This is a genomic window from Pseudomonas sp. BN417, from assembly GCF_029871205.1.
GTDB lineage: Bacteria > Pseudomonadota > Gammaproteobacteria > Pseudomonadales > Pseudomonadaceae > Metapseudomonas.
This window is the reverse complement of sequence record NZ_SSOJ01000151.1, coordinates 41,719-65,705: the sequence shown is the minus strand read 5'-3', so window position 1 is coordinate 65,705 and position 23,987 is coordinate 41,719. Positions and strand designations below refer to the sequence as shown.

Here is a 23,987-nt window from a genome sequence, read left to right as displayed (position 1 = left end):
CTGCTGTTTTTCCTGCTGCCACTCTGGGCAACTTTTTTGCCTGATAATTTTGGCTGCAGCTTCTCCAGATCGGATAATTGGGTCTTAGCTTTTTCGAGCGCGGTTGCTGCGCAGCCCTGCCAACGCCTGCAGCCTGCGCGTGGCAGGCAGAGGCCACCGCAGGGAAATACGCCAGCAACCATCACTGCTTCATGGTCAAGCGCTTCGACCGCACCGCCATGGGCGAGAGATTGCACTTCGCCTCCGCCATGACCATGACGGAACATGTGGATGGCGATGACCACTCAACCGGCGCCAGCTACCTGGAAATCGCCGAAGTGCTGATACGCCACGGAGCCACTCCAGGGGCTGATCTTCAGGAGCTGTGGAAGCGCATCGTTTTCAATATGCTGGTCGGCAACACCGATGACCACTTGCGCAACCATGGTTTTATCCTCGTCCCCGGCAAGGGATGGCTGCTTTCCGCCGCCTACGATATGAATCCGGTGCCTTACTCCGATGGGCTGAAGCTTAATGTCTCGGAGTCCGACAACGCTCTCGACCTGGACCTGGCTATTTCTGTTGCCGGTTACTTCCGGCTCAAGCAGCAGGAAGCCCTGGAGATCATCGAAGACCTTCGCGCAAAGGTCCGACTGCTCTGGCGGCCTGCGGCCAAAAAGCTGGGAATCAGCGCTAAAGAACAGGAAAGAATGGCCTCGGCATTTCGGCTCGCCGAGTAGATCCATATCACCACTGGATGCCTGTCACCACCACTCTTGGAGATCGACTGCGACCTGTTCACCCTCGAGACCGGCGTCGAGCAGGTGCATGTGTTCTGGAACGGATAGTGTGGGCTGCGGGTACCGGGTTCGATCCGGTGCCCTTGTTTTTTGCGCCCCTGTCCATTCGGACACCCAAGCGCCCCACCCTGGAGGCTGATCGGGTGCTGCACGCACCCTGCGATCAGCCAGCGGCAGGTGAACCGAATCGCGGTCGCGCATTCGGACCATTACGGACTTACATATCTGCACAAATGAGCAAATCCGCTTCTACGGAACTGCGGATTTGTGGGGAAGCGGATATACGTTTTAACGGAAGTACGGAAAAGCGCCAATGCGCTTTTCAGGTTCTGCGCGAAGCCGCAAATCCGTAAAACAGCGGTGCTGCGTACATGGGCCGTGGCGGAGTGGCCTGCCGGGGAGTGCTCGATCTCGTACCTGGGCGTGCTCGGTCAGCGTCCTGACCCTTTGGGCATCAATCCATGCCCCGCTCGCCATCGACGTTGCCCAGACCCAACCCAGCATGATCGAACACGCCGGCTACCGCACCGTGCTCCTCCCACGTCAACGGAGGACATATCATGCCGCACTCGCCCGACCTCACCCGTCACCCTCGCCTCATCGATCTCGACTCACCCGTGCATCGCAAGGCCGGACCTTCAGCACACGCCATGTGCCCAGCTGCGCGCGATAACGCAGCGCAGATACCCCAGGCCTCCCCTGCCCCTCGCTACCTAACCAACGACGAAGCGGCGAACTTCCTGCGCCTTTCGCCACGCACGCTGGAGAAGCAGCGGGTGATCGGCGGCGGGCCGCGTTTTCACAAGTTCGGCCGGCGAGTGATGTACGCCCTGGCCGACCTCCAAGCTTGGGCCGATGCGCGCAGCTTCGAGACCACCTTCGATCCCGAGTACGTCGACCGTCACCAGGGAGCCACCCGACATGATCAGTGAAGTCTTCGCCCATGAGTCGCTGCCAATATGCCCAGCCGAAGGAGAGCGAGCAGTTGGATCTGTTCCGGGCGCTGCCGGGCGACATGGCACCGCGCGATGCCCAGGACCTGATGGCGCATCCATTCTTTTCGCTGGCCAAGTCGCGGCGCACAGTGCCCATCGACTTCCGTTCCGGCGGCGTGACGGTGCGCGTGGAGGGCACGCTGGAGCATGGCATTGCCACGATCTGGGATGCCGACATCCTGATCTGGGCGGCCAGCCAGATCGTCGAGGCGCGGGATGCGGGCATTCCCACTTCGCGCCTGATGCGGGCGACGCCCTACGAAATCCTGCGTTTCATCGGACGTGGTACTTCGCTACGCGACTACCAGCGACTGAAGGCCGCTCTGGATCGGCTGCAGACGACCAGCATAGCCACCTCGATCCGCGAGGTTACTGGCCGGCGCCTGCACCGCTTCTCCTGGATCAACGAGTGGAAGGAACTGGCTGCGCCAGATGGCCGGCCGCTGGGCATCGAGCTGATCCTGCCGGACTGGTTCTACAGCGGTGTGCTCGATCAGGCCCTGGTGCTGACCATCGACCCAGCCTACTTCCGACTCACTGGCGGCATAGAGCGCTGGCTGTACCGCCTGGTACGCAAGCATGGAGGGAGGCAGGAGGATGGCTGGCAGTTCGACTTTCGGCACCTGCACCGCAAGTCGGGGAGCATGGCGCGCTTCTCGGACTTCGCCTTCGACCTGCGCGCGCTGGTCGCTCGACAATCGCTACCGGGGTACAAGTTGGGCATCGTGCACCTGCCACCCTCGACCGAGTTGCTGGCCTTTCGGCCCGTGCCGTAGACGGCACGGGGATAACCTGCGGGCAAGCTGTGAATTCACTCGTGCTATCAGGCGCAACCTGGCACGTGCTATCGGGAGTACGACCCTCGTGCTATCAGGCGCATGGACGCCCCTGCAGGCCACGTCTGGCGGGCGCTCCAGCCCCCCTTAACTTTACTAACTTGAAAGCTCTAACTTGTCATTGGGCCAGCGCCCGTTTGTGGACAGGTGTTGATCTGGGCTGTTTGGCTGGGGAGATTCGACCATGATCGTCGCCCTGCTCAACCGGAAAGGCGGGGTCGGCAAGACCACCCTGGCCACCCATATCGCCGGCGAACTGGCCCTGCGTGGCCACAACGTGATCCTGCTCGATGCCGACCCGCAGGGATCGGCACTCGACTGGACACAGCGACGCAGCCAGCAAGGCTTGCCCAGACTATTCAGCGCTGTCGGCCTGGCACGCGAGACTCTGCACCAGGAAGCGCCGGAGCTGGCCCGACGTGCCGACCACGTGATCATCGACGGTCCTCCACGTATCGCCGCCCTTGCCCGCTCGGCGCTGCTGGCCGCCGAGCGTGTGTTGATCCCAGTGCAGCCCAGTCCTTATGACCTGTGGGCCAGCGCGGAGATGGTCAGCCTGATTCGAGAGGCGCAGGTGTTTCGACCAACCCTGCGCGCAGCATTCGCCATCAACCGACGCATCAGCACCACGGTAATCGGCCGGGAGGCCCGCGGTGCCCTGGCCGACCAGCCACTGCCCGCCCTGCAGGCCGAGGTGCGCCAGCGCATCGTCTTCGCGGAGAGCGTCGCAGCTGGCCGACTGGCACGTGAGCTGGCACCAGACAGCGCCGCTGCACGCGAGGTCAGCAGCGTGGTGGACGAGCTGTTGAGGTGGTCGCCATGAGCGGCAAGCGCATCGGTATCGGAGCGCGTCCAATGGCCGACCCGCACGCCGAGGCCTGGATACGCCAAGGCGCCTCCATCGACAACGGTACGGTCGAGCGCCACACGGCACGGCTGACGTTGGACATCACTCCGGCACTGCGCACGCGTATCAAGCTGGCTGCCTTCAGCCAAGGCGTGACAGTGGCGGAAATGCTGCGCGAGCTACTGGAGCGGCAGTTCCCGGAGCTCAAGCCATGACGCTGGGAAATCGCTGTGCGCGGTGGCCACTGGCACTGGTCACCTGCAGCCTGATCGCACTGAGTTGGACGACGCTCTCGACGTCTTCACCACGGCTCGTCTACAACGCCTCAGACAGCGTACCCATCGGTTGGTACTTGATCACTCCGACGGAGACGTTGGGGGCCGGAGCTCTGGTGCTGGTACATCTACCGCCAGCGGCAATGACATTCGCTGCGCAGCGTGGTTACCTACCGACAAATGTGCCGCTGCTGAAGACAGTGGTGGCCGTCCCGCCGCAGAACGTCTGCGTACGGGGTGACCAAGTGCTGGTCGACGGCCAGATTGTCGCCAAGCGCCTTCACCGGGATCGAGAGGGTCGAGCGCTGCCAACCTGGCAGTCCTGCCGGCACCTGGCTGGCGATGAACTCTTCCTGCTCAGCACCACCAACCCGGAGTCTTTCGACAGCCGCTACTTCGGCCCAGTCTCGGCCAGCGCGGTGATCGGTTGGGCGCAGCCGTTGTGGTTGGAGTCGCGTCGATGAGCCGACCTTTTTCATGTCGGCCTATCGACCAAGTGCGTGTTACCGGCGTGCGCAATCGCGCACCGCCACTGTGCCGGCAACCCCGCCCTCACCCTCCGGCCCGGGCCTGGGGTGATGTCTGATCCGCCTCACCTGATCACCTACTCCAGGAGCGCCAAGGCAGGGAAAAAGCGGAGGGCAAGATAAAAGGGGGCAGCACTTCGCTGGCCCGGAAAGCAGTCTGCACGGGGGGGCGAGGCGACACATCACCCATGTCGCCAGGTGCCGGCCTCACGCTTGACCCGCACCGGCACTGGCCTGAACGCGTGCTTGGCACGCCGCACTGCGATCAACTTGGAGAAGACTCAAGATGAGCAAGGGACGTCATTCTGAGGACGAATCGCGTTTTCGTCCGCAACCGGGCAAGCCGCAGCAACGCGGACAGGTCTTCATCAACCAGGTGCTGCGCCAGGCCAATAAGGCCGGCAGCAGCAAGCCGGGGAAGGCTGGCCAGCAACCCGGTGCCCGCCTCGGTCGCGGCCATGTCGCCGCGCGCTTCAGTAGGCATCAGCAGTCGCCCAATGCTCGTCGGGTCACCATCAAGACTCGCCTGGTGAATCTGCGACAGGCCGGCAAGCGCTCGACCATGAGCCACCTGCGCTACATCGAGCGTGATGGAGTAAGTCGCGAAGGCGATCCGGGCAAGGCCTATGGTCCACTGACCGACCAGGCCGACGTGGCCGCCTTCGAGGCGCGCGGCCGGGAAGACCGCCACCAGTTCCGATTCATCGTCTCGCCCGAGGACGCCGAGCAGCTAGATGATCTGCGCAGCTACACCCGCCACCTGATGGCTCGGATGGAAGCGGACCTGGGCACCCGTCTCGATTGGGTGGCAGTCGATCACTGGAACACCGACAACCCGCACACGCACATCGTCCTGCGTGGCAAGGACGATACCGACAAGGACCTGGTCATTGCTCGCGACTACATCGCCGACGGCATGCGCAATCGCGCTGCGGAACTGGCTACCGAGTGGCTCGGCCCACGCACCGAACTGGAGATCCAGCGCAGCCTGCAGCGCGAGGTGCAACAGGAACGCTGGACCAGCCTGGACCGCACTCTGCTGCGCGAACGTGAGGCGGGCGTACTGCACTGAAGACCCTCGCCCACCATCCACGTCGGCAGTTGCTGATCGGTCGCCTGCAGCACCTGCAGCGACTGGGCCTGGCTCGCGAGAATCAGCCAAGGCAATGGGTGGTACGTGACGACTCTGAAGCTACCTTGCGCGCCATGGGCGAGCGCGGCGATATCGTGCGCACACTGCAACGCGCGATGGGAGGTACGCAGCGGGAGCTGGCGGCCTTCGAGCCCGGTGGCGGCAGCCCTGCCGTGGTCGGCCGGGTGGCGGCCAAGGGGCTGGCCGATGAACTGCACGACCGCGGCTATCTGGTGGTGGATGGCCTCGACGGCAAGGCTCACTACCTGGCCCTGCCGACCCGCGCGGAGCTGGCCGATTACCCCATCGGCGCCGTGGTAGAAGCGCGAGGTTTGAACGAGCCTCGGGCCGTCGATCGCACTATTGCCTCGCTGGCGGCGAGTGGCCTTTACCGCAGCGACCATCACCTCGCCCTGGCCAGGTCGCAGGCCGCCGACGGACACGATCCCGATGCGCTGGTCGAACGCCATGTGCGCCGTCTGGAAGCCCTGCGTCGGGCCGGTATCGTGGAGCGGTTGGATGAGGGCGTCTGGCGCGTGCCGGCCGACCTGCCGGAACGAGGCCGACAGCATGACGCCCGCCGTCTTGGCGATGTCGTCGTCGAGTTGCGCACGTCGCTTTCGGTGGAGCGGCAGACACGTGCCATCGGCGCGACCTGGCTGGATCAGCAGTTGATCGGGGGCAACCAGGGGCTAGTGGATAAGGGCTTCGGGAGAGAGGTGCGCGAAGCACTGAGGCAGCGTGCGGACTTCCTGGTGGAATTGGGCCTGGCCGAACGCCAGGGGCAGCGCGTTGTGCTCGCGCGCAACCTGCTGGCGACCCTGCGAGAACGCGAGCTGACGGCGGCAGCGCGCGAGATCACTGCGCAGACACGCCTACAATATCGCCCCCTGGTTGATGGCGAGCGGATCAGCGGGACCTACCGGCGCAGCGTGCAACTGGCCAGCGGGCAATTCGCCATGCTCGATGACGGTGTGGGCTTCAGGCTGGTGCCCTGGAAGCCGGTTATCGAGCCCAAGCTTGGACATAACCTTTCAGCCGTGGTCCGGGGCAACAGCGTGTCCTGGCAACTGGGACGTCAGCGCGGACCGGCGATTGGCTAAATGCCTTTCCCCACCTAAACCTGAACCGGCTCCTGTTGCAGCCATTGCTCAAAGGCTCGGCTCTCCGGCCGCCCTTCCTTGGCTGCGTAGTAGACCAGGCGCAGGTGGCGATCCTCGTCGATGGTCAGCGTGGTGTGCTCGAACACCATCTGGCCAATCGGCTCGATGCAAAGGTTGCGAATGCCCTGACACGGGCCATGGATGTCCTGCTGTTGCCACCAGTCCCTGAAGTCGGGCGAAGCCTTTGCCAGGTCCTTCACCAGCGCGGCGATTTCCGGATCCTGGGTTGCCCGTACGAAGTCGCGCCGGAAGCTGGAGAGGATCTGCAGCGCCTGCTCCTCCCAGGGGTTAAACAGCGCTTGCATGGCCGGGCTGGTGAATAGCATCCACAGTAGGTTGCGACGGTCAGCCGGTATCGCGGAGAAGCCGAAGACCCTGTCTGCCGCGGCGTTCCAAGCCAGCACGTCCCAACGCAGGTTGAGCACATAGGCCGGGCGCGTCGGGAGATCCGCCATCAGGCGATGGATCAGCGGCGGCACCACGCACCAGGTCCGTCCAGGTTCTGCCGGCAGGCGCTGATGGGCCAGCAGGAACAGATGACGACGCTCGGTGGCATCCAACCTGAGTGCCTGGGAGAGATTATCGAGGAAGGTCGCGGACACGCTGATCTCCCGCCCTTGCTCCAGCCAGGTGTACCAGGACAAGCCCACCCCCGCCAAAGCGGCGACCTCCTCTCGACGCAGCCCTGGCGTGCGTCTTCGGCTGCCAGCGAGTAGTCCCACCTCCTCCGGCGAGATGCGCTCGCGGCGACTGCGCAGGAATTCGGCCAACTCTGCCCGGGTGCGTTCGAGTGTTCGGGGCACGCTCATCCGATTACCTCCAGTAACAGTATAAACAGTCAAATTGTAACCCCCATAAATCCCAAGAAGAATACCCCGGCCTGGCCGCAAACGCGCGAGCCAAGGCACTTGCTTGATGAGGAAGCACATATCGACGTGTCATCGCCTTGCTAAGGAGATAAAGGGATGTACCAAGCACTACTTCGCGAACAACTAGAGACATTGAAGTCCTCCAACCAGTACCGCACCTTCACCACCCTCAGCCGCATGTGCGGCCAATACCCACTGGCCAAATTGGAAGGCCGCGACCAGGAACCGGTGGTCGTCTGGTGCAGCAATGACTACCTCGGGATGTCCCAACACCCTGTCGTCCGCGAGAGGATGCACGAGGCGCTGGAAACTTACGGCGCAGGCTCCGGTGGCTCGCGCAACATCGGCGGCTCGCACGAAGTGTATGCCCGCCTGGAGGCCAGCTTGGCCGATTGGCACGGCAAGGAAGCGGCGCTGGTTTCCCACCGGCTTCGGCTCCAACGACGCCACCATTCAGTGCCTGCTGCGGCGCATCCCCAACTGCGTGGTGATCAGCGAAGAACTGAACCACGCCTCCATCGTCAACGGCATCCGCTCGGCACCGAACGAACGCAAGGTCTTCCGTCATAACGATGTCGAGCACCTAGAGCAGATCCTCGCCAGCTACCCGCAGGGTCAGCCGAAGATCGTGGTGTTCGAGTCGGTCTACTCGATGGACGGCGACATCGCCCCCATCGCCGAGATCGTCGAGGTCGCCAAGCGCTACAACGCCCTCACCTACCTCGACGAGGTGCATGCCGTGGGCATGTATGGCCCACGCGGCGCGGGCATCGCCGCCGAACTCGGCCTCGCCGACCAGATAGACATCATCCAGGGCACCATGGCCAAGGCCATCGGCGTGATCGGTGGCTACATCGCCTCGACCCACGTGATCGTCGACGCGGTGCGCTCCTTTGCCACCGGTTTCATCTTCACCACCCCACTGCCCCCAGCAGTCACCGCGGGCTGCCTGGCCAGCATCGAGCACCTCAAGGCTAGTAGCTCTGAACGTGACCGCTTGCATACCCAAACAGCGAAGCTGCGCGAGCGTCTCAAGCAGCATGACGTGCCAGTGATGCCGTGCTCCCAGACCCATGTGTTGCCGGTACTGGTGGGCGAGGCACGGAGATGCAAGGCCGCGGCTGAACGCCTGCTGCACACCCACGATGTGTACCTGCAACCGATCAACTACCCGTCGGTGCCGGTGGGTACCGAGCGTTTCCGGGTCAATGCCACGCCAAACCACAGCGACGCACAGATCGAACACCTGGCAGTTTCGCTGCGCGAGACCTTCGAGCACTTCTCCATCCCCCTGGCCTCCCAGGCATTCAGCACGGAGGTGGCCTGAGATGGATCAGTCCTTCCTCATCGTGCGCCCGGCAACGCTGGCTGACCTGGCCAGTCTGGTCGAACTGCGCGCCCACCTGCTGGACGGTACCTCGGCCAGCTACTCCAGCAAAACCCCGGAGGATACGGCGCAGTGGCGCGCAGCGTATCGCAGTTGGCTGGGCAGCCGCCTGGGCGAGAGCGACTGCGTGCAGATCGTCGCCGCCGAGCACAAGGAGTCCGGCCAGGTGCTGGGCTGCGCGACCGCCATCATCGACCAGCGTGCCCCGGCCCCCGGCTGCCTCAACGGCTTGTCTGGCTGGGTGCAGTCGGTGGTGGTGGAGCCACAGTGGCGCCATCGGGGTATTGCCCGGCAGTTGGTGCAGCATCTGCTGCGCTGGTTCGCCAACCACGGCGTCAGGTCCGTGGTCCTGCAAAGCACGGACGCTGCTGGAACGTTGTACCAAGACCTAGGCTTCGCAGCCAGCGACGAGCGCTTGATGTTCCGTCAGGAGGTCTCGGCATGAAGATCCTGATCATCGGCCTGGGCTATGCCGGCAATCGCTACCGTCGCGCGTTCGAGCACATCGCCACCAGCACCGGTATGCCGCAAACGCTGGCCTATGTCGGACGCAGGCAGAAGCCTACCGAACTGCCCTACTTCGACAGCGTCTGCCGAGCGCTCGAGGAGTTCGCGCCGGACATAGTCGTGGTCAGCGTCAACGACCACAGCCATGCGCCGGTGCTCAAGCAGCTAGCCGGCTTCCAGGGCTTCGTGATCTGCGAGAAGCCCCTGGTCACTCTGCAGGACGACCTGTCCGAACTCGCCACTGCGCTGGAACAAGTCAGCGGCTTCGCGCTGGATCTGGTGGAACGCTACTCGGATGCCACCCGGCAATTGCGTGAGTGGATCGAGCGGCACGATTGGCAACTGGTGCGCGCCAACTTCCATTGGGGCAAAGACCGTATCAACGACTACCGCCCCACCTGTGGCGTGACCAGCGAGGTAATCCATGCGCTGGATCTCGTCGGCTGGATCTACCCGCGCGCAGGCCAACTCAGGCTGCACGGCGCACTCGGTGTGCGCTCGGACTTCTCGATCTCCGGCGAAGAGGTGCTCGACACCGTGCAACTCACCGCCAGCCTGGGGGAAGCGCCGATCACCGGCTACAGCAGCTTCGTCAACATCGTCCGCCAGCGCACGGTGGACTTCAGCTTCATTGACCGAAACGCCCGGCTAATCAACGCGCGACTGGTGTTCGACACACCGCACTGGGATCACGACCAGTTGCGGATCTGGACACGCGGAGCCAACGGCGCCGAGGAACTGCTGCACGAGTTCACCACCACCCCCGACATACCTGGGCTGGAAACCCTGCACAAGCTCTCGCGGCTGTGCCTGCAGGTGGTACGCGCAGTAGCGCTGAAGGAACCGCCGCGCCAGAGCTTCGCTGGCCTCGATACGGCCATGTCCCTGCAACGCCTGCTCAACGAGCTCGACACCCACGCCCAAACCCCACCACCGGCGTGCTACGTCCATGGCGAGACGCGCGTGCTGCTGGCCGAGGACAGCGATCTGGAAAGCCTCGGATAACCCCATTCACAAGGAGAGAGACTATGTGTGGAATCGCTGGATGGCTGTCCTACAGCCAGAACATGGAAGCACAACGCGACACCCTGCAGCGCATGACCGACACCATGGCCCTGCGTGGGCCGGACGCTGGTGGGCTGTGGATCGACGGACCGGTCGGCCTGGGCCATCGCCGGCTATCGATCATCGACCTGGAAGGTGGTCGCCAACCGATGACAGCCATGCACGGTGGTCTGCGCGAGGTCGCTGCCATTACCTACAGCGGCGAGGTTTACAACTTCCGCGAACTGCGTACCGAACTACAGCGGCGCGGGCACCAGTTCAAGACCCGCAGCGACACCGAGGTAGTGCTGCGAGCCTATGTGGAATGGGGCGAATCCTTTGTCGAGCGACTCAACGGCATGTATGCCTTCGCGATCTGGGACCTGCGCTCGCAGGAACTGCTGCTGATCCGCGACCGCATGGGCGTCAAGCCGCTGTACTACTTCCCCACCGCGGACGGGGTGGTCTTCGGCTCCGAGCCCAAGGCACTACTCGCCAATCCCCTGGTGCCGCGCAAGGTGCGCGCCGATGGCCTGCGCGAGATCCTGGAAATGGTGAAGACACCCGGGTATGCCGTTTTCGCCGGCATGCACGAGGTGATGCCGGGCGAGATTGTGCGAATCAACCGGCAAGGCCTCCACCGTCGCCAGTACTGGAAGCTGGAGGCCCACGAGCACACTCACTCGCTCGACGAGACCATCCGCCATACCCGCGACCTGCTGGAAGACATCGTCGACCGCCAGATCGTCGCAGACGTGCCGCTGTGCAGCCTGCTCTCCGGTGGCCTCGACTCCTCGATCATCACCGCCCTGGCGTCGAAGAAACTGCTGGCCGCCGGCAAGGAGAACATCCGCTCCTTCTCCGTCGACTTCGTCGATCACGGTGTCGGCTTCACCGGTGATGCCGTGCGCGGCACGCCGGATGCACCCTTCGTCCGCGACCTGGTGGAGAAGATCCGCTCCAGCCATCAAGAAATCGTCCTCGACAGTCACGAGCTGGCCGACCCGGTACTTCGCGCGCAGATCGTTCGCGCCCTCGACCTGCCGCCCGCATTCTGGGGCGACATGTGGCCGTCGCTCTACCGCCTGTTCCAGGAGGTTCGCAAGCACTCGACGGTGGCCTTGTCCGGCGAGAGTGCGGACGAGGTGTTTGGTGGCTACCGCTGGTTCCACGACCCAGAGGCAATCCAGGCCGACACCTTCCCCTGGCTGACTTCGGTGACCGGCAAGTACTTCGACGGCAAGACCCTGTTCGACCCGGGCCTGCTGGCCCAGTTGGACATGCAGAGTTTCCTACGCGACAGCTACAGCCAGGCCATCGCCGAGGCACCTGTACTGCCAGGCGAAAGCACGGTTGACCAGCGCATGCGGCAGATGAGCTACGTCAACCTGACACGCTTCGTGCAGACCCTGCTGGATCGCAAGGACCGAATGAGCATGGCCGTCGGCCTCGAGGTGCGGGTGCCATTCTGCGACCACCGCCTGGTGGAGTACGCCTTCAACATCCCTTGGGCGATGAAGGCCTTCGACGGGCGGGAGAAAAGCATCCTGCGCGCCGCGACCCGCGACCTGCTGCCGGCGTCGATCAGCGAGCGGGTCAAGAGCCCTTACCCCTCGACCCAGGACCCGGCCTACGAGCAAGCCCTGCGTGACGCCCTGGCCGCCATCCAGGCAGATCGCAATGCGCCGGTCACACCGCTGCTCGACAGCGGCCGGATCCGGCAGACCCTGGACAAGCCGCTCGGCAGCGTCTCGCCCATGTATGAGCGCATGGGCATGGAACTGGCGGTCGGTCTCAACACCTGGCTGAACGAGTACGACGTCAGCCTCGAACTCTAATCCTCAATCGGATGCGGCTCCGGCTCGGGGCCGCATCCTTCTGTCGTCCCCTCAACGCGCTCCGCTGGAGCACAAGCGAGCCTTAGCATGCACACATCCAACCAATCCCCCATCTACCTCATAGCGCTGGGGGCCTTCGCCCTCGGCATGGCCTCCTACGTCACCGCCGGGCTGATCCCGATGATCGAGGCATCATTCGCGGTATCCGTCGCGGTGGCCGCCCAACTGGTGACGGCCTTCACCCTGGCCTACGGCCTGGGCTCGCCGATCTTCGTCGCCCTTACCCCGGCACATCGCCAGCGCACCGGCCTGCTGCTGGCGCTGGGCCTTTTCGTCATCGCCAACGCCGCCAGCGCGCTGGCCCAGGACTTCACCACACTGATGGTCTGGCGTGCCGTTGCCGGCATCGGCGCCGGCGTCTACCTGGCCATGGGCATCGGCGCCTCGGCCGCGGTGTCCACCCCGGAGCGCCGCGGCAAGGCCATCGCGATCATCATGGGCGGCATGGCCAGCGGCGTGGTGCTGGGCGTGCCGCTCAGCCTGCTGGTCGCCGAGCAGATGGGCTGGCAAGCGGCCCTGTGGCTGGTCACCCTGCTCGGCCTGGTGGCCTTCCTTGGCCTGCTGCTGAAGCTCCCGGCACTGCCGGCGGCCACCGCCACGACACTGGGCCAGAAACTGGCGATCCTCGGCGACGGCCATGTGCTGGTGATCCTGCTGGTGTCCTTGCTGGCCGCCATCGCCAGCCTCGGCATGTACACCTTCATCGCCCCGCTGCTGGCTGATCCGGTCTATGGCGCGGTGCGCTCGGTCACCCCCTACCTGTGGGTCTGGGGCATCGGCGGCGTGCTGGGCAGCTTCCTGGTCGGCCCGATGGTGGACCGTATCAAGGGGCCGGTCCTGACCTTCGCCATCATGCTGATCCTCTCCGTTTCGCTGCTCGCGCTGCCGCTGGCAGCCGCGCTCGGAACCTGGCTGGTCATGTTGCCCATCGCCGTCTGGGGCGCCGTTGGTTGGGCCTTGCAGGTGCCGCAGAACAATGAGCTGATCTTGGCGCGCCAGGCACAAGGCGACGGCAACCTGGCCATCGCGCTGAACGAATCGGCGCTCTACCTGGGCAGCGCGATCGGCGCCGCAGCCGGCGGTTTCGTACTGCTGTTGCAGATGCCTACCTGGACCCTGGCCGCCTCAGCGGGCGCCGTGGCCTCCCTGGGCGCCATGCTGCAGATCGTCAATCTGCGTCGCCAGCGCAGCTGGACTTGCGATGTGCAGGCCGAGCCCTACAACTGAATCACCCAAGGGAGGAAGGGCCGTGGAACTGCGCCACCTTCGCTGTTTCATCGCCGTCGCAGAGGAACTGCACTTTGCGCGTGCGGCCGCGCGTCTCCATATCGAACAGTCGCCCCTCTCCAGGATAATCAAGGAACTGGAGTATCGATTGGGCGTACAGCTATTCGAGCGGACGACGCGACGCACGCGCCTTACCTGGGCCGGCAAGGTATTGCTGGAAGAGGCACACCGGGTGCTAGCGGTGGTCGACCAGGCGAAGGCCAGTGTCAAGAGCGCCGCGGCTGGATACCGCGGGCGCATTCGCGTAGCGCTGTCCGATGGCATCCCGCAGTCACGTTTGGCCGCCCTCCTCGCCCAGTGCCGCGAGGAGGAGCCAGAGGTCGAGATCTGCCTGTCGGAAGTCACCTTGACCTAGCAGGTCAGAGGGCTTAACGACGACCTGTTCGATATCGGCTTGGCTCAATCGGCGGAGGTCGGCGAGGGTCTGATGGCCGAACCAGTCTGGTTCGACCCTCTGGTGGTGGCGATACCTGCCCGCCATCCCTTGTTGACCTACCGCCACGTGCCGCTCGACGAGGTGGTCCGCTATCCGCTGGTACTCTGCGATCCCCAGGTCTGCGAAGGGTTCTGGCAACAGCTGCAGCAAGTGTTGGGCACCGTGGACACGCGGCTGACCATCGCCGACCGCGTGCCGACGCTGGACCTGATGATGGCGCTGGTGGCTGCCGGATATGGGCTGGGCTTTTCCAGCCTGGCGCGGATCACCGAACTCAACAACCCCGGCGTGGTAGCCCGGCCCCTGGCCGGCCGCCCTGCAATGCTAACCACCTATTTGGTAAGGCGCGAAAGTGACCCGGCCGAGCATTTGACCAGGTTTATCTACCGGGTAAGTCCAGGAGAGAACCTGACGCGGCTAACCGACCACTCGCAAGCAGAAGAGATTGCATGACGATCAATGGCATCGAGAGAAGCAGATCTGAGCAGACACCCAGAGATACTTCTCGAACACGAAGTTAAGGTGAGAGCCCCCATGACCAAACGAGTTATCTTTTCCGAACTGATCGAAGGCATCGACGACCTGACCGCAGCACATGAACGCAATCGGACCGTGCGCCCCGCTAGGTCGAGTACGGGCAATTCGAACCCGCTACAGGCGCAGAGATCGTCGCACGGCGGAAAACTCTGCAGATCTCGCAGAGTGTCTTTGCCCAAGCCATTCACGCCAAGTCAACGACCCTGAAAAACTGGGAACAGAACCGTTCCAAGCCCAACGATTAGGCTACTGTCCTGATTCGCCTCTTGGGCAAGCATCCTGAGCTTCCTCGCGAACTAGCCAAGATCTGGTGTAGATCGACATCTCCCAAAGCACCGGATTTGACCGTATATTCGTCCACCGCCACTGCCTCATCACGCTGCCGTCATCTGATGCGGTGAACTCTGGCCCCTTTTTCTTCCTAGGTTGAAGAATTACCCGCCCGCGAGCTTGTCGCGGGCGGGCTGCCTTGGTGGCGAGGTAATTTGCCTTTCCTGTAACCGGCAGGAAGGCCCGCAGTTTAGCCCGAGCGCACCTCGATGCGGCGGCCACGCACGCGCTCTTCTTTGGGCAGTTCGACACGCAGCACGCCGTTGCTGCATCTGGCTCTGGCCTTTTCGGCAATGACCGGCGTTGGAAGCTGGAAGCTGCGCCGGAAACTGCCGAAGGTGCACTGGCGGACACGATAGAGCCCATTGCCCTGTTCCTGCTCAATCCGCTTTTCACCGCGGATGATCAGAGCATCTCCCCGCACCTCAAGATCCAGATCTTCCTTCAGCATTCCTGGCACCTCCAGGCGGACAACGATCTGTTCGCCATCCTCGTAGAGATCGCCGGCCAGCAATCCCCAGTTCGAGGCAAGTGGCGGTGGCAAGGCGGAATCTTTCAGCGAGTTCCTGCTCCGGTTAATGGGCGTAAATCGCGTCAGGGCCTCACTGGCTCGATCGCGAAGCTGACGCCAGCCCTCGCCCAGCGAATGCCAAGTTTCCTCCAGGCCATGCTTGATTTCAGCTAGCTTGTCCATGGGATCGACCTCCGCACACTCCAGGCCCTACTCGCTTTTCACGACGATCTTGCGCGGCTGGGCATGCGCATGCTTGGGAACACGCAAATTCAGCACACCGTCCCGTAGCTCAGCGTCGATCTGTGTCGTATCCAACTCGGAGCTCAAGGTGAAGGCTCGCCGAAACCGCGAAAGCTGGACCTCTGCGTAGACGGCCTCCAGGTGTTCGGACATCTCCGGCATGATTTCCCCTTCCAGCAACAGCGTGTCACCTTCCACATTGACCACAAGACGCTCCTTGGGCACGCCCGGAAGGTCCGCAAACAATTGGATTCCATTGTCATCTTCGAATACATCGACACGCGGCAGCAGCGTTTGGATTTCAGTCTCGCCGCGCACGACCGCTTGCTTGTCGTTCATGGTGATTCCTCCTGCTGAACCGATGCTGCTATTGAATGGCTATGCGCCTGGGCTGCGAAGTCTCCCGCCGTGGTAGCGAGATGCGCAGCACGCCGTCGCAGTAGCGAGCCTCGACCTTGTCGGTATCGACCTCATCGTTGAGGCTCACTGTACGCTTGAAGCGTCCGGCGTAACGCTCGTTGGCGTACACGGAGCAGTTGCCCTCCTCCGCGATCCGCACCGGCTGGCGCTCGCCGGATATCGATAGCAGACCTCGATGGATCTGCAGATCAAGGCTGCTCGGATCAACACCGGGAACGAAGGCATAGATTTCCATGCTGGACGGCGTGCTTCCCACATTGATTGCCGGGAAAGCACCACTGGCCAGCGCGCGAATGCTGCCCGGACGTCCTAGACCTGGCCCCAGGACTTGTTGCAGTTCGCGCTGCAGCCGCTCGAACTCGGCGACAGGATCGCTCGACAGATTAAGAAGGGACTCGTACATGACAAACCTCCTTCAGGCTGACGGACATGATCTTAAACAGGAGCCAGGAAATTCCCAGCTCCTGCCCCTGACGACGAGAAATATGTAAGCGATATCGCGACTTTCAAGTCCCAACTTAGACGAACATGGAATGACGTTATTCCCAGGCCCGGACATGCCCTAAAAGCCCGGCGGAGGCGGCAAGTCCTTCACGCCGGGATGGACTGGCAGGGTTGGCAGGGGCGGCAGGTTCGGCGGGGACGGCAGAGTCGGCACGGGGGGCAGGTCCAGCTGGGTCGGCGGGGACGACAGAGTCGACTGAGTCGGCGGGGACAGCTGGGGCAGTGTGGAAGGCAGTGGCGGAGGGGATGGAGGGGACGGCATGGACTTTGGCAACCCACGTGCGGGCGGCTTGATCATGTCGACAACGGATTTGACCTTGTGGGCGATGGTAGCGGTGACCGCCTTCTTGGCTTCGTCCGCGAGCGCCTCGCACAGGGCGCGGATGATGGCGGACGGGGCTGCGCCGTCCGTGGTCGCGCCGATGTTGGCGAGATGCAGCGGCGGCAGCCGCACCGTTATCGGGCCTCCGGGCAGGGGAATATCAAGTGAAATCGAGCCGCCCATCACAGTGAGTTCCCGAATGATGAGCTTACGTGCATTGCTGCCGGCCCGGATGGCGACCGGTGTGACGGAATAGGCCTGTGCCTTGTTCTTGATGGTCTCCAGGTTGCTAATGGCGGTGGGACTTTTCGCCGTGTAAGTAATCTGCGGGGCGATGACGGTGGCGGAATCGACAATGATTGGGCCGCCACCGAGAAGCGAGCCGCGTTCCACCTGCAGGGCGATACGGTCCACCACTAGGGCGTAGGGCGAAGAGAATCCAGTGGGGTTGCCCACGGTAAGCCCATCGAGCGCTCCCACGCCAGTGAAGGGCGAGAGTTCCACGCTACCCACGAGCACCTGCGTCTGCGTAGCCAGGGCCCCCTCGGTCTCGATGGCGGATTTGATGGAGGGTTCGAACCGGCCAAGCAGGGTCCACAGCGCAACAGCAACAGCGGCAAGTAAGGCGACAAGGGCAATCCCGAAGGTTTTCAGCATGATATTGGGAGTTCCATGAATGGCGGCGCTAGTCCAGAAGCGCGCCGTGCTAATCAGCTGTCGTCAATACTGGCGACAGCTGGGGGTTGGAAAGAGTGGCGCTCCAAGTTGAGCTATGGCTGAAGTCTCGCGAGATGCTGCTCGATTTATCACGCAGCTTCTCGCCTGTCCTCAGCGGGAGCCTCACGGTGTCGTTAAGCCTGGCGTGGCTTCCCGATTCGACGAAGGCTGATCGAGTACGATCAACCTTCGTTGCTGAGGACTAAGCGCTAAACCACCGCGCACGTCACTCAGGAACTGAGCGCGGCATCGGCCGTCACCTGCTGGTCACCAGCAGCCGCATGACGGCGCACTTTGAACCATGCGGCATACAGCGCCGGAACGAAGAAGATCGTCAGCAGTGTCGCCACGGTGAGGCCGCCCATGATCGCGATGGCCATCGGCCCCCAGAACACGCTGCGGGTCAGCGGGATCATCGCCAGCACAGTGGCCAGTGCCGTCAGCATCACCGGGCGAGCCCGGTGAATGGCGGCATCCAGCACCGCATTCCACGGGTCGCGGCCCTGCGAGATCTCGATCTGCACCTGGTCGATCAGGATCACCGAGTTGCGCATGATCATGCCGCCGAGGGCGATGATGCCCAGGATCGCGACGAAGCCCAGCGGCGACTGGAACACCAGCAGCGCCGGCACCACGCCGATCAGGCCCAGCGGCGCGGTCAGCACCACCATCCACATGCGGGAGAAGTCCTTCAGCTGCAGCATCAGCAGCAACAGAATGGTGACCAGCATCAGCGGGGCCACCGCCAACAGCGCCTGGTTGGCCTTGTCACTCTCCTCCACCGCTCCGCCCACGTCGATGCGATAGCCCGAGGGCAGCTTCGCCTCGATGTCCTTCAGCAGCGGCAGGATCTCCTGCGTCACCGACACACCCTGCTCGCCATCCTTCACGTCGGCGCGCACGGTAATCGCCATGTCGCGGTTACGGCGCCACAGCACCGGCTCTTCCAGCTCGTTGCGCACCTGCGCCACCTGCGACAGCGGCACCACGGTGCCCTGGCGGGTGTAGAGGTTGATGTCCTTCAGTGTGTCGAGGCTCAGGCGCTCCTCAGGCACGGCACGGGCCACGATGTCGATCAGCTCCTCGTCCTCGCGCAGCTGCGACAAGGTCGCGCCGTTCATCACGGACTGGGTCACCAGCGATACGTCAGCCGGTGTGAGGCCCAGCGCGCTCGCCTTGTCCTGGTCCAGCTCCACCTTCAGCGTGCGCACCGGGTCGTTCCAGTCCAGTTGAACGTCGCGCACCTTCGGGCTGGACGCGACCACCGCCTCCACCTCGCGGGCAATCTGGCGCACCACCTGGGTGTCGGGACCGACGACGCGGAATTGCACCGGGTAGCCGACGGGCGGCCCCAGCTCCAGGCGGGTCACGCGCAACCACGCCTGCGGGAACTGCTGGTCGGCCAGGGTCATCAGCCGCCCACGGACTCGCTCGCGCGCCTCCAGGTCCTTGGTCATCACGACGAACTGGGCATAGCCCGGATTCGGCAGCTCGGGGTTGAGCGAGAGATAGAAGCGCGGTGCGCCAGCGCCGGTGTAGGCGGTGAAGAAACGCACGTCCTCGTCCTTTGCCAGGAGCTCCTCCATGCGCTTGACCTGCTCGGTGGTCGCGGCGAACGAGGCACCCTCCTTGACACGCAGGTCGATAACCAACTCGGGTCGCGAGCTGTTGGGGAAGAACTGCTGCGGCACCAGTTTCATGCAGGCCAGAGCCAGCGCCAGCGCGCCAAATGTCGCACCGATCACTACCCAGCGGCGCTCGATGGCGGCGTCGATCAGGCCGCGTAGCCGGCGGTAGAACTTCGAGTCGTACGGATCAGCACCATGCTGGTGCTTGCCCAGGTCGTTGGGCAGCATCTTGACCGCGAGGTAGGGCGTGAAAATGCCGGAGCAGATCCACGAGAACAGTACGGCGGCGCCGACAATCCAGAAGATGCCACCCGCGTATTCGCCAGTGGTGGACTGCGAGAGGCCGATCGGCAGGAAGCCCACGACGGTAATCAGCGCGCCGGTCAGGCGCGGCATGGCGGTAGCCGAGTAGGAGAAGGCCGCCGCCCGCACGCGGTCCCAGCCGGTTTCCATCTTCGCCACCATCATCTCGATGGCGATGATCGCGTCGTCCACCAGCAGGCCCAGCGCGATGATCAGCGAGCCGAGCGAGATGCGCTCGAGATTCCAGCCCATCGCCAACATCACCAATGCCACGCCGCCCAGCACCAGCGGCACCGTAGTCGCGACCACCAGGCCAGCGCGCCAGCCCAGGCTGACCAGGCTGACCACAATCACGATGATCAGCGCTTCGGCCAGCGCGTGGACAAAGTCATGGATCGCGTCTTTCACCGTGGTGGGCTGGTCGGCCACGAGTTCCAGCTCCACACCGTATGGCAGTTCCAACTGGATCTTGGCGACTGCCTGATCCATCGCCTGGCCAAGGTCCACGATATTGCCGTCGCCGGTCATGGTGATGCCGAGCATCAGCACCGGCTGACCGTTGTGGCGCACAGTGTAGGTCGGCGGGTCTTCGAAACCGCGCGTGACGGTCGCGATGTCGCCGAGTTTGATCAACCGGCCGCCTGCGGAGATGGGCACATTGCGGATGGCGTCTTCGCTGTCGAACTGGCCGCTTACGCGCACCATGACGCGGTCGTTGCGGGTGTCGATCTGCCCCGCGGGCAGCATGACGTTCTGGCTCTTGAGGCTCTCGGCAATGGCCAGCGGGGTGATGCCCAGCGCAGCCAGGCGCTCGTGGGAGAACTCGACATAGATACGCTCAGCTTGCTTGCCGATGACATCGATCTTTTTGACCATCGACACCTTCAGCATGCGGCGCTTGATGTCCTCGGCCGCATCGGACAGGTCGGCCTGGCCGATGCCGTCGCCCTTGACGGCGTACATCAGGCCGTACACGTCGCCGTACTCGTCGTTGACGATCGGGCCGATCACGCCGTCGGGCAGCTCGAGGCTCAGGTCGTTGAGCTTCTTGCGCGCCTGGTACCAGGCCTCCAACTGGTCGGGCTTGGAGGTGCCGCCGCGCACGGTGAGCGTCATGCCCGCATAGCCTTGCCGCGCGTAGGTGACCACCTTCTCGAAGTTGTCGATCTGCTCGAACTTCTTCTCCATGCGGTTGAGGACCTGGTCCTGCAACTGCTGGGCGGTGGCGCCCGGCCAGATGACGATGGCCGTCATCGAGGGCACGGAGAAGTTCGGGTCCTCGAGCTGACCAAGCCTGGTAAAGCTGAAGGCGCCGGCTACCGCGACGAGGATGAGCATGAACAGGACGATGGCGCGATTGCGCAACGCCCAATCGGTAAGGTTGAAGTTGCTCATCGTGCGGCCTGCTGCTGGGGATTGGTTTTAGCGTCCCCGAAACCCGGTAACGCGACCCTCAGCCCAGGCGCCATTTTCTGCACCCCGGCGGTAATGACCAGCGCTCGGGGAGAAACCCCGGAGACAAGCACCTCGTCATTGCGATACCCCATAACCGCCACAGGCTCCAGCCTGACGGTGCCCACAGGCTTCAAGTCCTCGGACTTGACCACCCACAACGCCGGCTGGCCGCGGTCTTGCGTCAGCGCCGTGGCCGGCACCGCCGCCACCGGAACCCCTGCCATCTCACGCTCCGCGACCAGGGTGGCGGTGGCACCCAGCGGCAGCGACCGCGCACTCACAGGCTTCAGCCGCGCGCGATAGGTGCGCGTTTGCGCCGCCGCTTGCGGAGAGAGCTCACGCAGTGCGACATCGAAGGCCTCGTTCGGCGCACTGGCCAGCGTTGCCTTGAATTGCGCCGCCTTGAAGGCGGACAGATGATCCTCGGGCACATCGACGACGATTTCCGGCTCGCCTGGATTCGCAATCGAGACAACCGGTTGACCCTCCGCCACGACCTGCCCCACCTCGAAGCGCACGGACGTAACGACGCCGCTGCGCGAGGCACGCAGCACGGTGTACTTGAGCCGGTTGCGCGCAAGCTCGAGCTTTCGTGCCTCCGCCTCGGCGGTCGCAACGGTAGTCTGCGCAGTCGTGTGCGCGCGCTCATCGTCGGCCGCACTGACCGAGCCGTCAGTCTTCAGCGCGGTCAGGCGCTGACGGTCCGACTCGGCCTGGCGCGCCTGCTCGACGGCAGCTGCCCACTGCTGCCGCGAGGCTTCCTCGGCGAGGCGGTAATCGCTGTCATCGAGTACTGCCAGCACGTCGCCTTCGCGCACGGTCTGACCTACGTCGACCTTACGCTGGACTACCTTGCCGCCCACGCGGAAGGCCTGGTCGACTTGATGCCGTGATTGCACGGTGCCCACGTAGCGATTGATTTCACGGGCATTGTCGTAGCTGATTTCAACGACCCGTACCGGTCGTAGCGCCTGCACAGTCGGCTGGTCCGGGCTACACGCGGACAGCAAGAAGGCTACGGCAAGGGCGCAAGCCGCAGTATTGGAGTTCTTCAAGGCGATTCCTCTTTGAAGACGACAGGTTCTCAGGAAAGGGGCGGATGCTCGGTATCGGTGGTCGCAGTGGGGTGGGCAGTTTCATCGAACACCTGCCAGCCCCCGCCCAGCGACTTGTAGAGCTGCACGCTGTCGAGCAGCAGCCGCGTCTTGCTTTCGTTAGCGGAGAGGCGCGACGTGAGGCGCGCACGGTGTGCGTCCAACAACGGCAGCAGGTCGATCTGCCCACGGTTGTAAAGCGACTGCGAATGGTCCAACGCGGAGTCCGCAGCGGCGGCCGCCAACTGCAGCGACTGCGAGCGGCGGCGCTCATGGGAAAGACTGATCAGCGCGTTCTCCACGTCCTCGAGCGCACGTGCGATGCCGTCTTCGGCATGCAGCAGCGCTTCGCGCTGGCCGCTCTCGGCGACCTCGTTGATCGCGCGCGTGCGCCCGGCGTTGAAGATCGGCATCGCCAGTAGGCCGGCGACGTTGGTGAATCGCGCGGCTCCGAGATCCAGGCCATTCAGCTCCAGGTTCTGGCGCCCGAAGGAGGCACCGAGGAACAGCCGCGGGAACCACTCGGCGGCGGCCTGTTGGCGGCGCGCATTGGCCGCGTCGAGCTGCGCCATCAGTGCCAGCACGTCGGGCCTGCGCTGCAGCAACTCGGCAGGCTGGCCCGGCCGCGCCTGGGGCACAACCTGATCGTCACGGGAAGTCACGATGGAGCCGGCATTGAAGGCCTGGTCACCAATCAGCACCGCGATGCGATGGCGTGCCACAGCCGCTACGGTTTCCATGGGCGGAATCTGCGCGCGTGCAGATTCGGCATCGGTCTGCGCGCGCTCGACGTCGAATTCGGTCGCCAGCCCGACACGATGGCGCGCGGTGACCAGGCGCAGCGTCTCGTCCTGCATCGCCGACATGGCACGCAGGGTATCGACCTGCCGCTGCGCACCGACCAGCGTGAAGTAGTTGCTGGCGACGTCGCTCATCACCAGCAGGCGCACGCCGCGTACGCCGTGCTCCGCAGCCAGCGCCTCGGCGTCCGCTGCGGCCGCGCCAGCGCGCAGGCGTCCGCTCAGGTCAAGCTCCCAGGAGACGTCCAGGCCCGCGCCGACAGCCTCGGCGTCTGGATAGCCCTTCTTCTTGGCGGTGTCGTAGCCCGTGCTGCGGTCAGTACCGAAGGCAGACAGGCCGACACTCGGGAACAGCCAGGAACGGCTGATCGTTTCACCCGCGCGAGCGGCGCGCACGCGCTCGGCGGCGATCTTGATGTCACGGTTCTCGCGCATCGCGCGTCGCACCAGGTCCGTCAGCACCGGGTCGTTGAAAGCCTCCCACCATGCGGCTTCAGGCTCCATCTGCGAGGCCGTGCTTGCGGCAAACTTGGCCGGCAACTCCACAGACGGCTTGGCGACCTCCGTGGAGCAGCCGGTCAAGGCCAGGGCGATAGAAGCGGCCAGCGCCGCGCCGACGAAGACGCCGACCAGGCGTTCGGCATGTTGCAGGGGCGTCCGCCCGGCGTAGCGGATCAACGGATAGTGAGTTGGAAGTCGCGGCATCGGATTGGACTCGTGCAGATTCGAGGTTGCAGCAGCGTAGGGCCCGGTGCGCGCAAAGTTGTCAGCGAAGCGTCGCAGTTCGGTCGCCATATGGAGGGTTCATTGAGGTGTGAGACGTCACTCGCCGGCCACATCCGCTGCGCCCTCGCAAGCCGCCGACACGAGGTCGGCGGCAATCGATACCAGCAGTTCTTCGTCGGACGAAAACTCGCGCTGACGCCCGGTGACGAGGTTTTCGAGGCGTCCCATGAGGCACCCCGGAGTGGCGTCGCTACGCAGCTTCACCACAAACGAGCGGCGGCTCGGGTACTTGCATTCAGGTTTGAGGGTCATTGCGGACCTGGGGATCAAGGAAGTTCGACGACAGCGTAAGCCGCCCCCCCGGGTCGAGTCGTAAGCGAAAGGTCAGACTTCGGTCGTCATGAAGGGGGCGCCC

General features: G+C 64.0%; 18 protein-coding genes and 4 pseudogenes. 13 read left to right on the top strand and 9 right to left on the bottom strand.

Going from position 1 to position 23,987, the window contains the following annotated elements; all coding sequences use genetic code 11:
* Positions 1-118 precede the first annotated feature (118 nt).
* The 7 genes and pseudogenes from E8F11_RS23745 to E8F11_RS23715 form a co-directional block, all read left to right on the top strand.
* Positions 119-719: pseudogene (locus tag E8F11_RS23745) on the top strand (HipA domain-containing protein); the annotation flags it as partial.
* A 710-nt stretch (positions 720-1,429) separates the two neighbouring features.
* Positions 1,430-1,711 carry a helix-turn-helix domain-containing protein gene (locus E8F11_RS23740; protein WP_280291414.1) on the top strand — a complete coding sequence of 94 codons (282 nt, stop codon included), beginning with the start codon at positions 1,430-1,432 and terminating at the stop codon, positions 1,709-1,711.
* Positions 1,712-1,722: 11 nt separating this feature from the next.
* On the top strand, positions 1,723-2,550 hold the full coding sequence (locus E8F11_RS23735) for a replication initiator protein A (protein ID WP_280291357.1): 828 nt from the start codon (positions 1,723-1,725) through the stop codon (positions 2,548-2,550).
* A gap of 244 nt (positions 2,551-2,794) precedes the next feature.
* Positions 2,795-3,433 (top strand): ParA family partition ATPase, encoded by a 639-nt coding sequence (gene parA, locus E8F11_RS23730; RefSeq protein ID WP_280291356.1) that lies wholly within the window; start codon positions 2,795-2,797, stop codon positions 3,431-3,433.
* Positions 3,430-3,672 carry a hypothetical protein gene (locus E8F11_RS23725; RefSeq protein WP_280291355.1) on the top strand — a complete coding sequence of 81 codons (243 nt, stop codon included), beginning with the start codon at positions 3,430-3,432 and terminating at the stop codon, positions 3,670-3,672. The genes parA and E8F11_RS23725 overlap by 4 nt, the downstream gene beginning before the upstream one ends.
* Positions 3,669-4,196, top strand: a complete 528-nt coding sequence (gene traF, locus E8F11_RS23720; protein WP_280291354.1) for a conjugative transfer signal peptidase TraF — start codon at positions 3,669-3,671, stop codon at positions 4,194-4,196. The genes E8F11_RS23725 and traF overlap by 4 nt, the downstream gene beginning before the upstream one ends.
* 349 nt (positions 4,197-4,545) lie before the next feature.
* A pseudogene (locus E8F11_RS23715) lies at positions 4,546-6,494 on the top strand (relaxase/mobilization nuclease and DUF3363 domain-containing protein).
* Between the two features lie 14 nt (positions 6,495-6,508).
* On the opposite strand, the gene E8F11_RS23710 reads toward E8F11_RS23715, so the two are convergent.
* Positions 6,509-7,363 (bottom strand): helix-turn-helix transcriptional regulator, encoded by an 855-nt coding sequence (locus E8F11_RS23710; RefSeq protein WP_280291353.1) that lies wholly within the window; start codon positions 7,361-7,363, stop codon positions 6,509-6,511.
* A 156-nt stretch (positions 7,364-7,519) separates the two neighbouring features.
* Between E8F11_RS23710 and hemA the strand changes: the two are divergent.
* The 6 genes and pseudogenes from hemA to E8F11_RS23675 all read left to right on the top strand — a co-directional run bounded on the left by hemA (position 7,520) and on the right by E8F11_RS23675 (position 14,435).
* Positions 7,520-8,750 (top strand): annotated as a pseudogene (gene hemA, locus E8F11_RS23700) (5-aminolevulinate synthase).
* A gap of 1 nt (position 8,751) precedes the next feature.
* Positions 8,752-9,255 (top strand): GNAT family N-acetyltransferase, encoded by a 504-nt coding sequence (locus E8F11_RS23695; protein ID WP_280291351.1) that lies wholly within the window; start codon positions 8,752-8,754, stop codon positions 9,253-9,255.
* Entirely contained in the window at positions 9,252-10,322 is a 1,071-nt protein-coding gene (locus E8F11_RS23690) for a Gfo/Idh/MocA family oxidoreductase (RefSeq protein ID WP_280291350.1), read from the top strand. Before E8F11_RS23695 ends, E8F11_RS23690 begins: the two co-directional genes overlap by 4 nt.
* A gap of 23 nt (positions 10,323-10,345) precedes the next feature.
* A complete protein-coding gene (gene asnB / locus E8F11_RS23685) occupies positions 10,346-12,199 on the top strand; it encodes an asparagine synthase (glutamine-hydrolyzing) (protein ID WP_280291349.1) in 1,854 nt (617 codons plus the stop codon).
* 87 nt (positions 12,200-12,286) lie between these two features.
* Positions 12,287-13,486, top strand: a complete 1,200-nt coding sequence (locus E8F11_RS23680) for an MFS transporter (protein WP_280291348.1) — start codon at positions 12,287-12,289, stop codon at positions 13,484-13,486.
* Between the two features lie 22 nt (positions 13,487-13,508).
* Positions 13,509-14,435: pseudogene (locus E8F11_RS23675) on the top strand (LysR family transcriptional regulator).
* A 604-nt stretch (positions 14,436-15,039) separates the two neighbouring features.
* Here the strand turns inward: E8F11_RS23675 and E8F11_RS23670 are convergent.
* From E8F11_RS23670 to E8F11_RS23635, 8 genes are all read right to left on the bottom strand, one after another.
* Complete coding sequence (locus E8F11_RS23670; RefSeq protein WP_280291347.1) at positions 15,040-15,543, bottom strand: Hsp20/alpha crystallin family protein; 504 nt, start codon at positions 15,541-15,543, stop codon at positions 15,040-15,042.
* A 27-nt stretch (positions 15,544-15,570) separates the two neighbouring features.
* Positions 15,571-15,942 carry an Hsp20/alpha crystallin family protein gene (locus E8F11_RS23665; protein ID WP_280291344.1) on the bottom strand — a complete coding sequence of 124 codons (372 nt, stop codon included), beginning with the start codon at positions 15,940-15,942 and terminating at the stop codon, positions 15,571-15,573.
* Between the two features lie 28 nt (positions 15,943-15,970).
* On the bottom strand, positions 15,971-16,426 hold the full coding sequence (locus E8F11_RS23660; protein ID WP_280291343.1) for an Hsp20/alpha crystallin family protein: 456 nt from the start codon (positions 16,424-16,426) through the stop codon (positions 15,971-15,973).
* A 159-nt stretch (positions 16,427-16,585) separates the two neighbouring features.
* A complete protein-coding gene (locus tag E8F11_RS23655) occupies positions 16,586-17,506 on the bottom strand; it encodes a hypothetical protein (RefSeq protein WP_280291342.1) in 921 nt (306 codons plus the stop codon).
* Positions 17,507-17,796: 290 nt separating this feature from the next.
* A complete protein-coding gene (locus E8F11_RS23650) occupies positions 17,797-20,892 on the bottom strand; it encodes an efflux RND transporter permease subunit (RefSeq protein ID WP_280291341.1) in 3,096 nt (1,031 codons plus the stop codon).
* Positions 20,889-22,007 carry an efflux RND transporter periplasmic adaptor subunit gene (locus tag E8F11_RS23645; RefSeq protein ID WP_280291340.1) on the bottom strand — a complete coding sequence of 373 codons (1,119 nt, stop codon included), beginning with the start codon at positions 22,005-22,007 and terminating at the stop codon, positions 20,889-20,891. The genes E8F11_RS23650 and E8F11_RS23645 overlap by 4 nt, the downstream gene beginning before the upstream one ends.
* Before the next feature lie 29 nt (positions 22,008-22,036).
* Positions 22,037-23,551: a TolC family protein gene (locus E8F11_RS23640; RefSeq protein WP_280291412.1), complete on the bottom strand. Its 1,515-nt coding sequence runs from the start codon at positions 23,549-23,551 to the stop codon at positions 22,037-22,039.
* Between the two features lie 117 nt (positions 23,552-23,668).
* Positions 23,669-23,884 carry a hypothetical protein gene (locus E8F11_RS23635; RefSeq protein ID WP_280291338.1) on the bottom strand — a complete coding sequence of 72 codons (216 nt, stop codon included), beginning with the start codon at positions 23,882-23,884 and terminating at the stop codon, positions 23,669-23,671.
* Positions 23,885-23,987: the final 103 nt, after the last annotated feature.

Coding starts and splice junctions, on each gene's coding strand:
- E8F11_RS23740 (WP_280291414.1), top strand. CDS start 1,430: ATGTGCCCAGCTGCGCGCGATAACGCAGCGCAGATACCCCAGGCCTCC.
- E8F11_RS23735 (WP_280291357.1), top strand. CDS start 1,723: ATGAGTCGCTGCCAATATGCCCAGCCGAAGGAGAGCGAGCAGTTGGAT.
- parA (WP_280291356.1), top strand. CDS start 2,795: ATGATCGTCGCCCTGCTCAACCGGAAAGGCGGGGTCGGCAAGACCACC.
- E8F11_RS23725 (WP_280291355.1), top strand. CDS start 3,430: ATGAGCGGCAAGCGCATCGGTATCGGAGCGCGTCCAATGGCCGACCCG.
- traF (WP_280291354.1), top strand. CDS start 3,669: ATGACGCTGGGAAATCGCTGTGCGCGGTGGCCACTGGCACTGGTCACC.
- E8F11_RS23710 (WP_280291353.1), bottom strand. CDS start 7,363: ATGAGCGTGCCCCGAACACTCGAACGCACCCGGGCAGAGTTGGCCGAA.
- E8F11_RS23695 (WP_280291351.1), top strand. CDS start 8,752: ATGGATCAGTCCTTCCTCATCGTGCGCCCGGCAACGCTGGCTGACCTG.
- E8F11_RS23690 (WP_280291350.1), top strand. CDS start 9,252: ATGAAGATCCTGATCATCGGCCTGGGCTATGCCGGCAATCGCTACCGT.
- asnB (WP_280291349.1), top strand. CDS start 10,346: ATGTGTGGAATCGCTGGATGGCTGTCCTACAGCCAGAACATGGAAGCA.
- E8F11_RS23680 (WP_280291348.1), top strand. CDS start 12,287: ATGCACACATCCAACCAATCCCCCATCTACCTCATAGCGCTGGGGGCC.
- E8F11_RS23670 (WP_280291347.1), bottom strand. CDS start 15,543: ATGGACAAGCTAGCTGAAATCAAGCATGGCCTGGAGGAAACTTGGCAT.
- E8F11_RS23665 (WP_280291344.1), bottom strand. CDS start 15,942: ATGAACGACAAGCAAGCGGTCGTGCGCGGCGAGACTGAAATCCAAACG.
- E8F11_RS23660 (WP_280291343.1), bottom strand. CDS start 16,426: ATGTACGAGTCCCTTCTTAATCTGTCGAGCGATCCTGTCGCCGAGTTC.
- E8F11_RS23655 (WP_280291342.1), bottom strand. CDS start 17,506: ATGCTGAAAACCTTCGGGATTGCCCTTGTCGCCTTACTTGCCGCTGTT.
- E8F11_RS23650 (WP_280291341.1), bottom strand. CDS start 20,892: ATGAGCAACTTCAACCTTACCGATTGGGCGTTGCGCAATCGCGCCATC.
- E8F11_RS23640 (WP_280291412.1), bottom strand. CDS start 23,551: ATGCCGCGACTTCCAACTCACTATCCGTTGATCCGCTACGCCGGGCGG.
- E8F11_RS23635 (WP_280291338.1), bottom strand. CDS start 23,884: ATGACCCTCAAACCTGAATGCAAGTACCCGAGCCGCCGCTCGTTTGTG.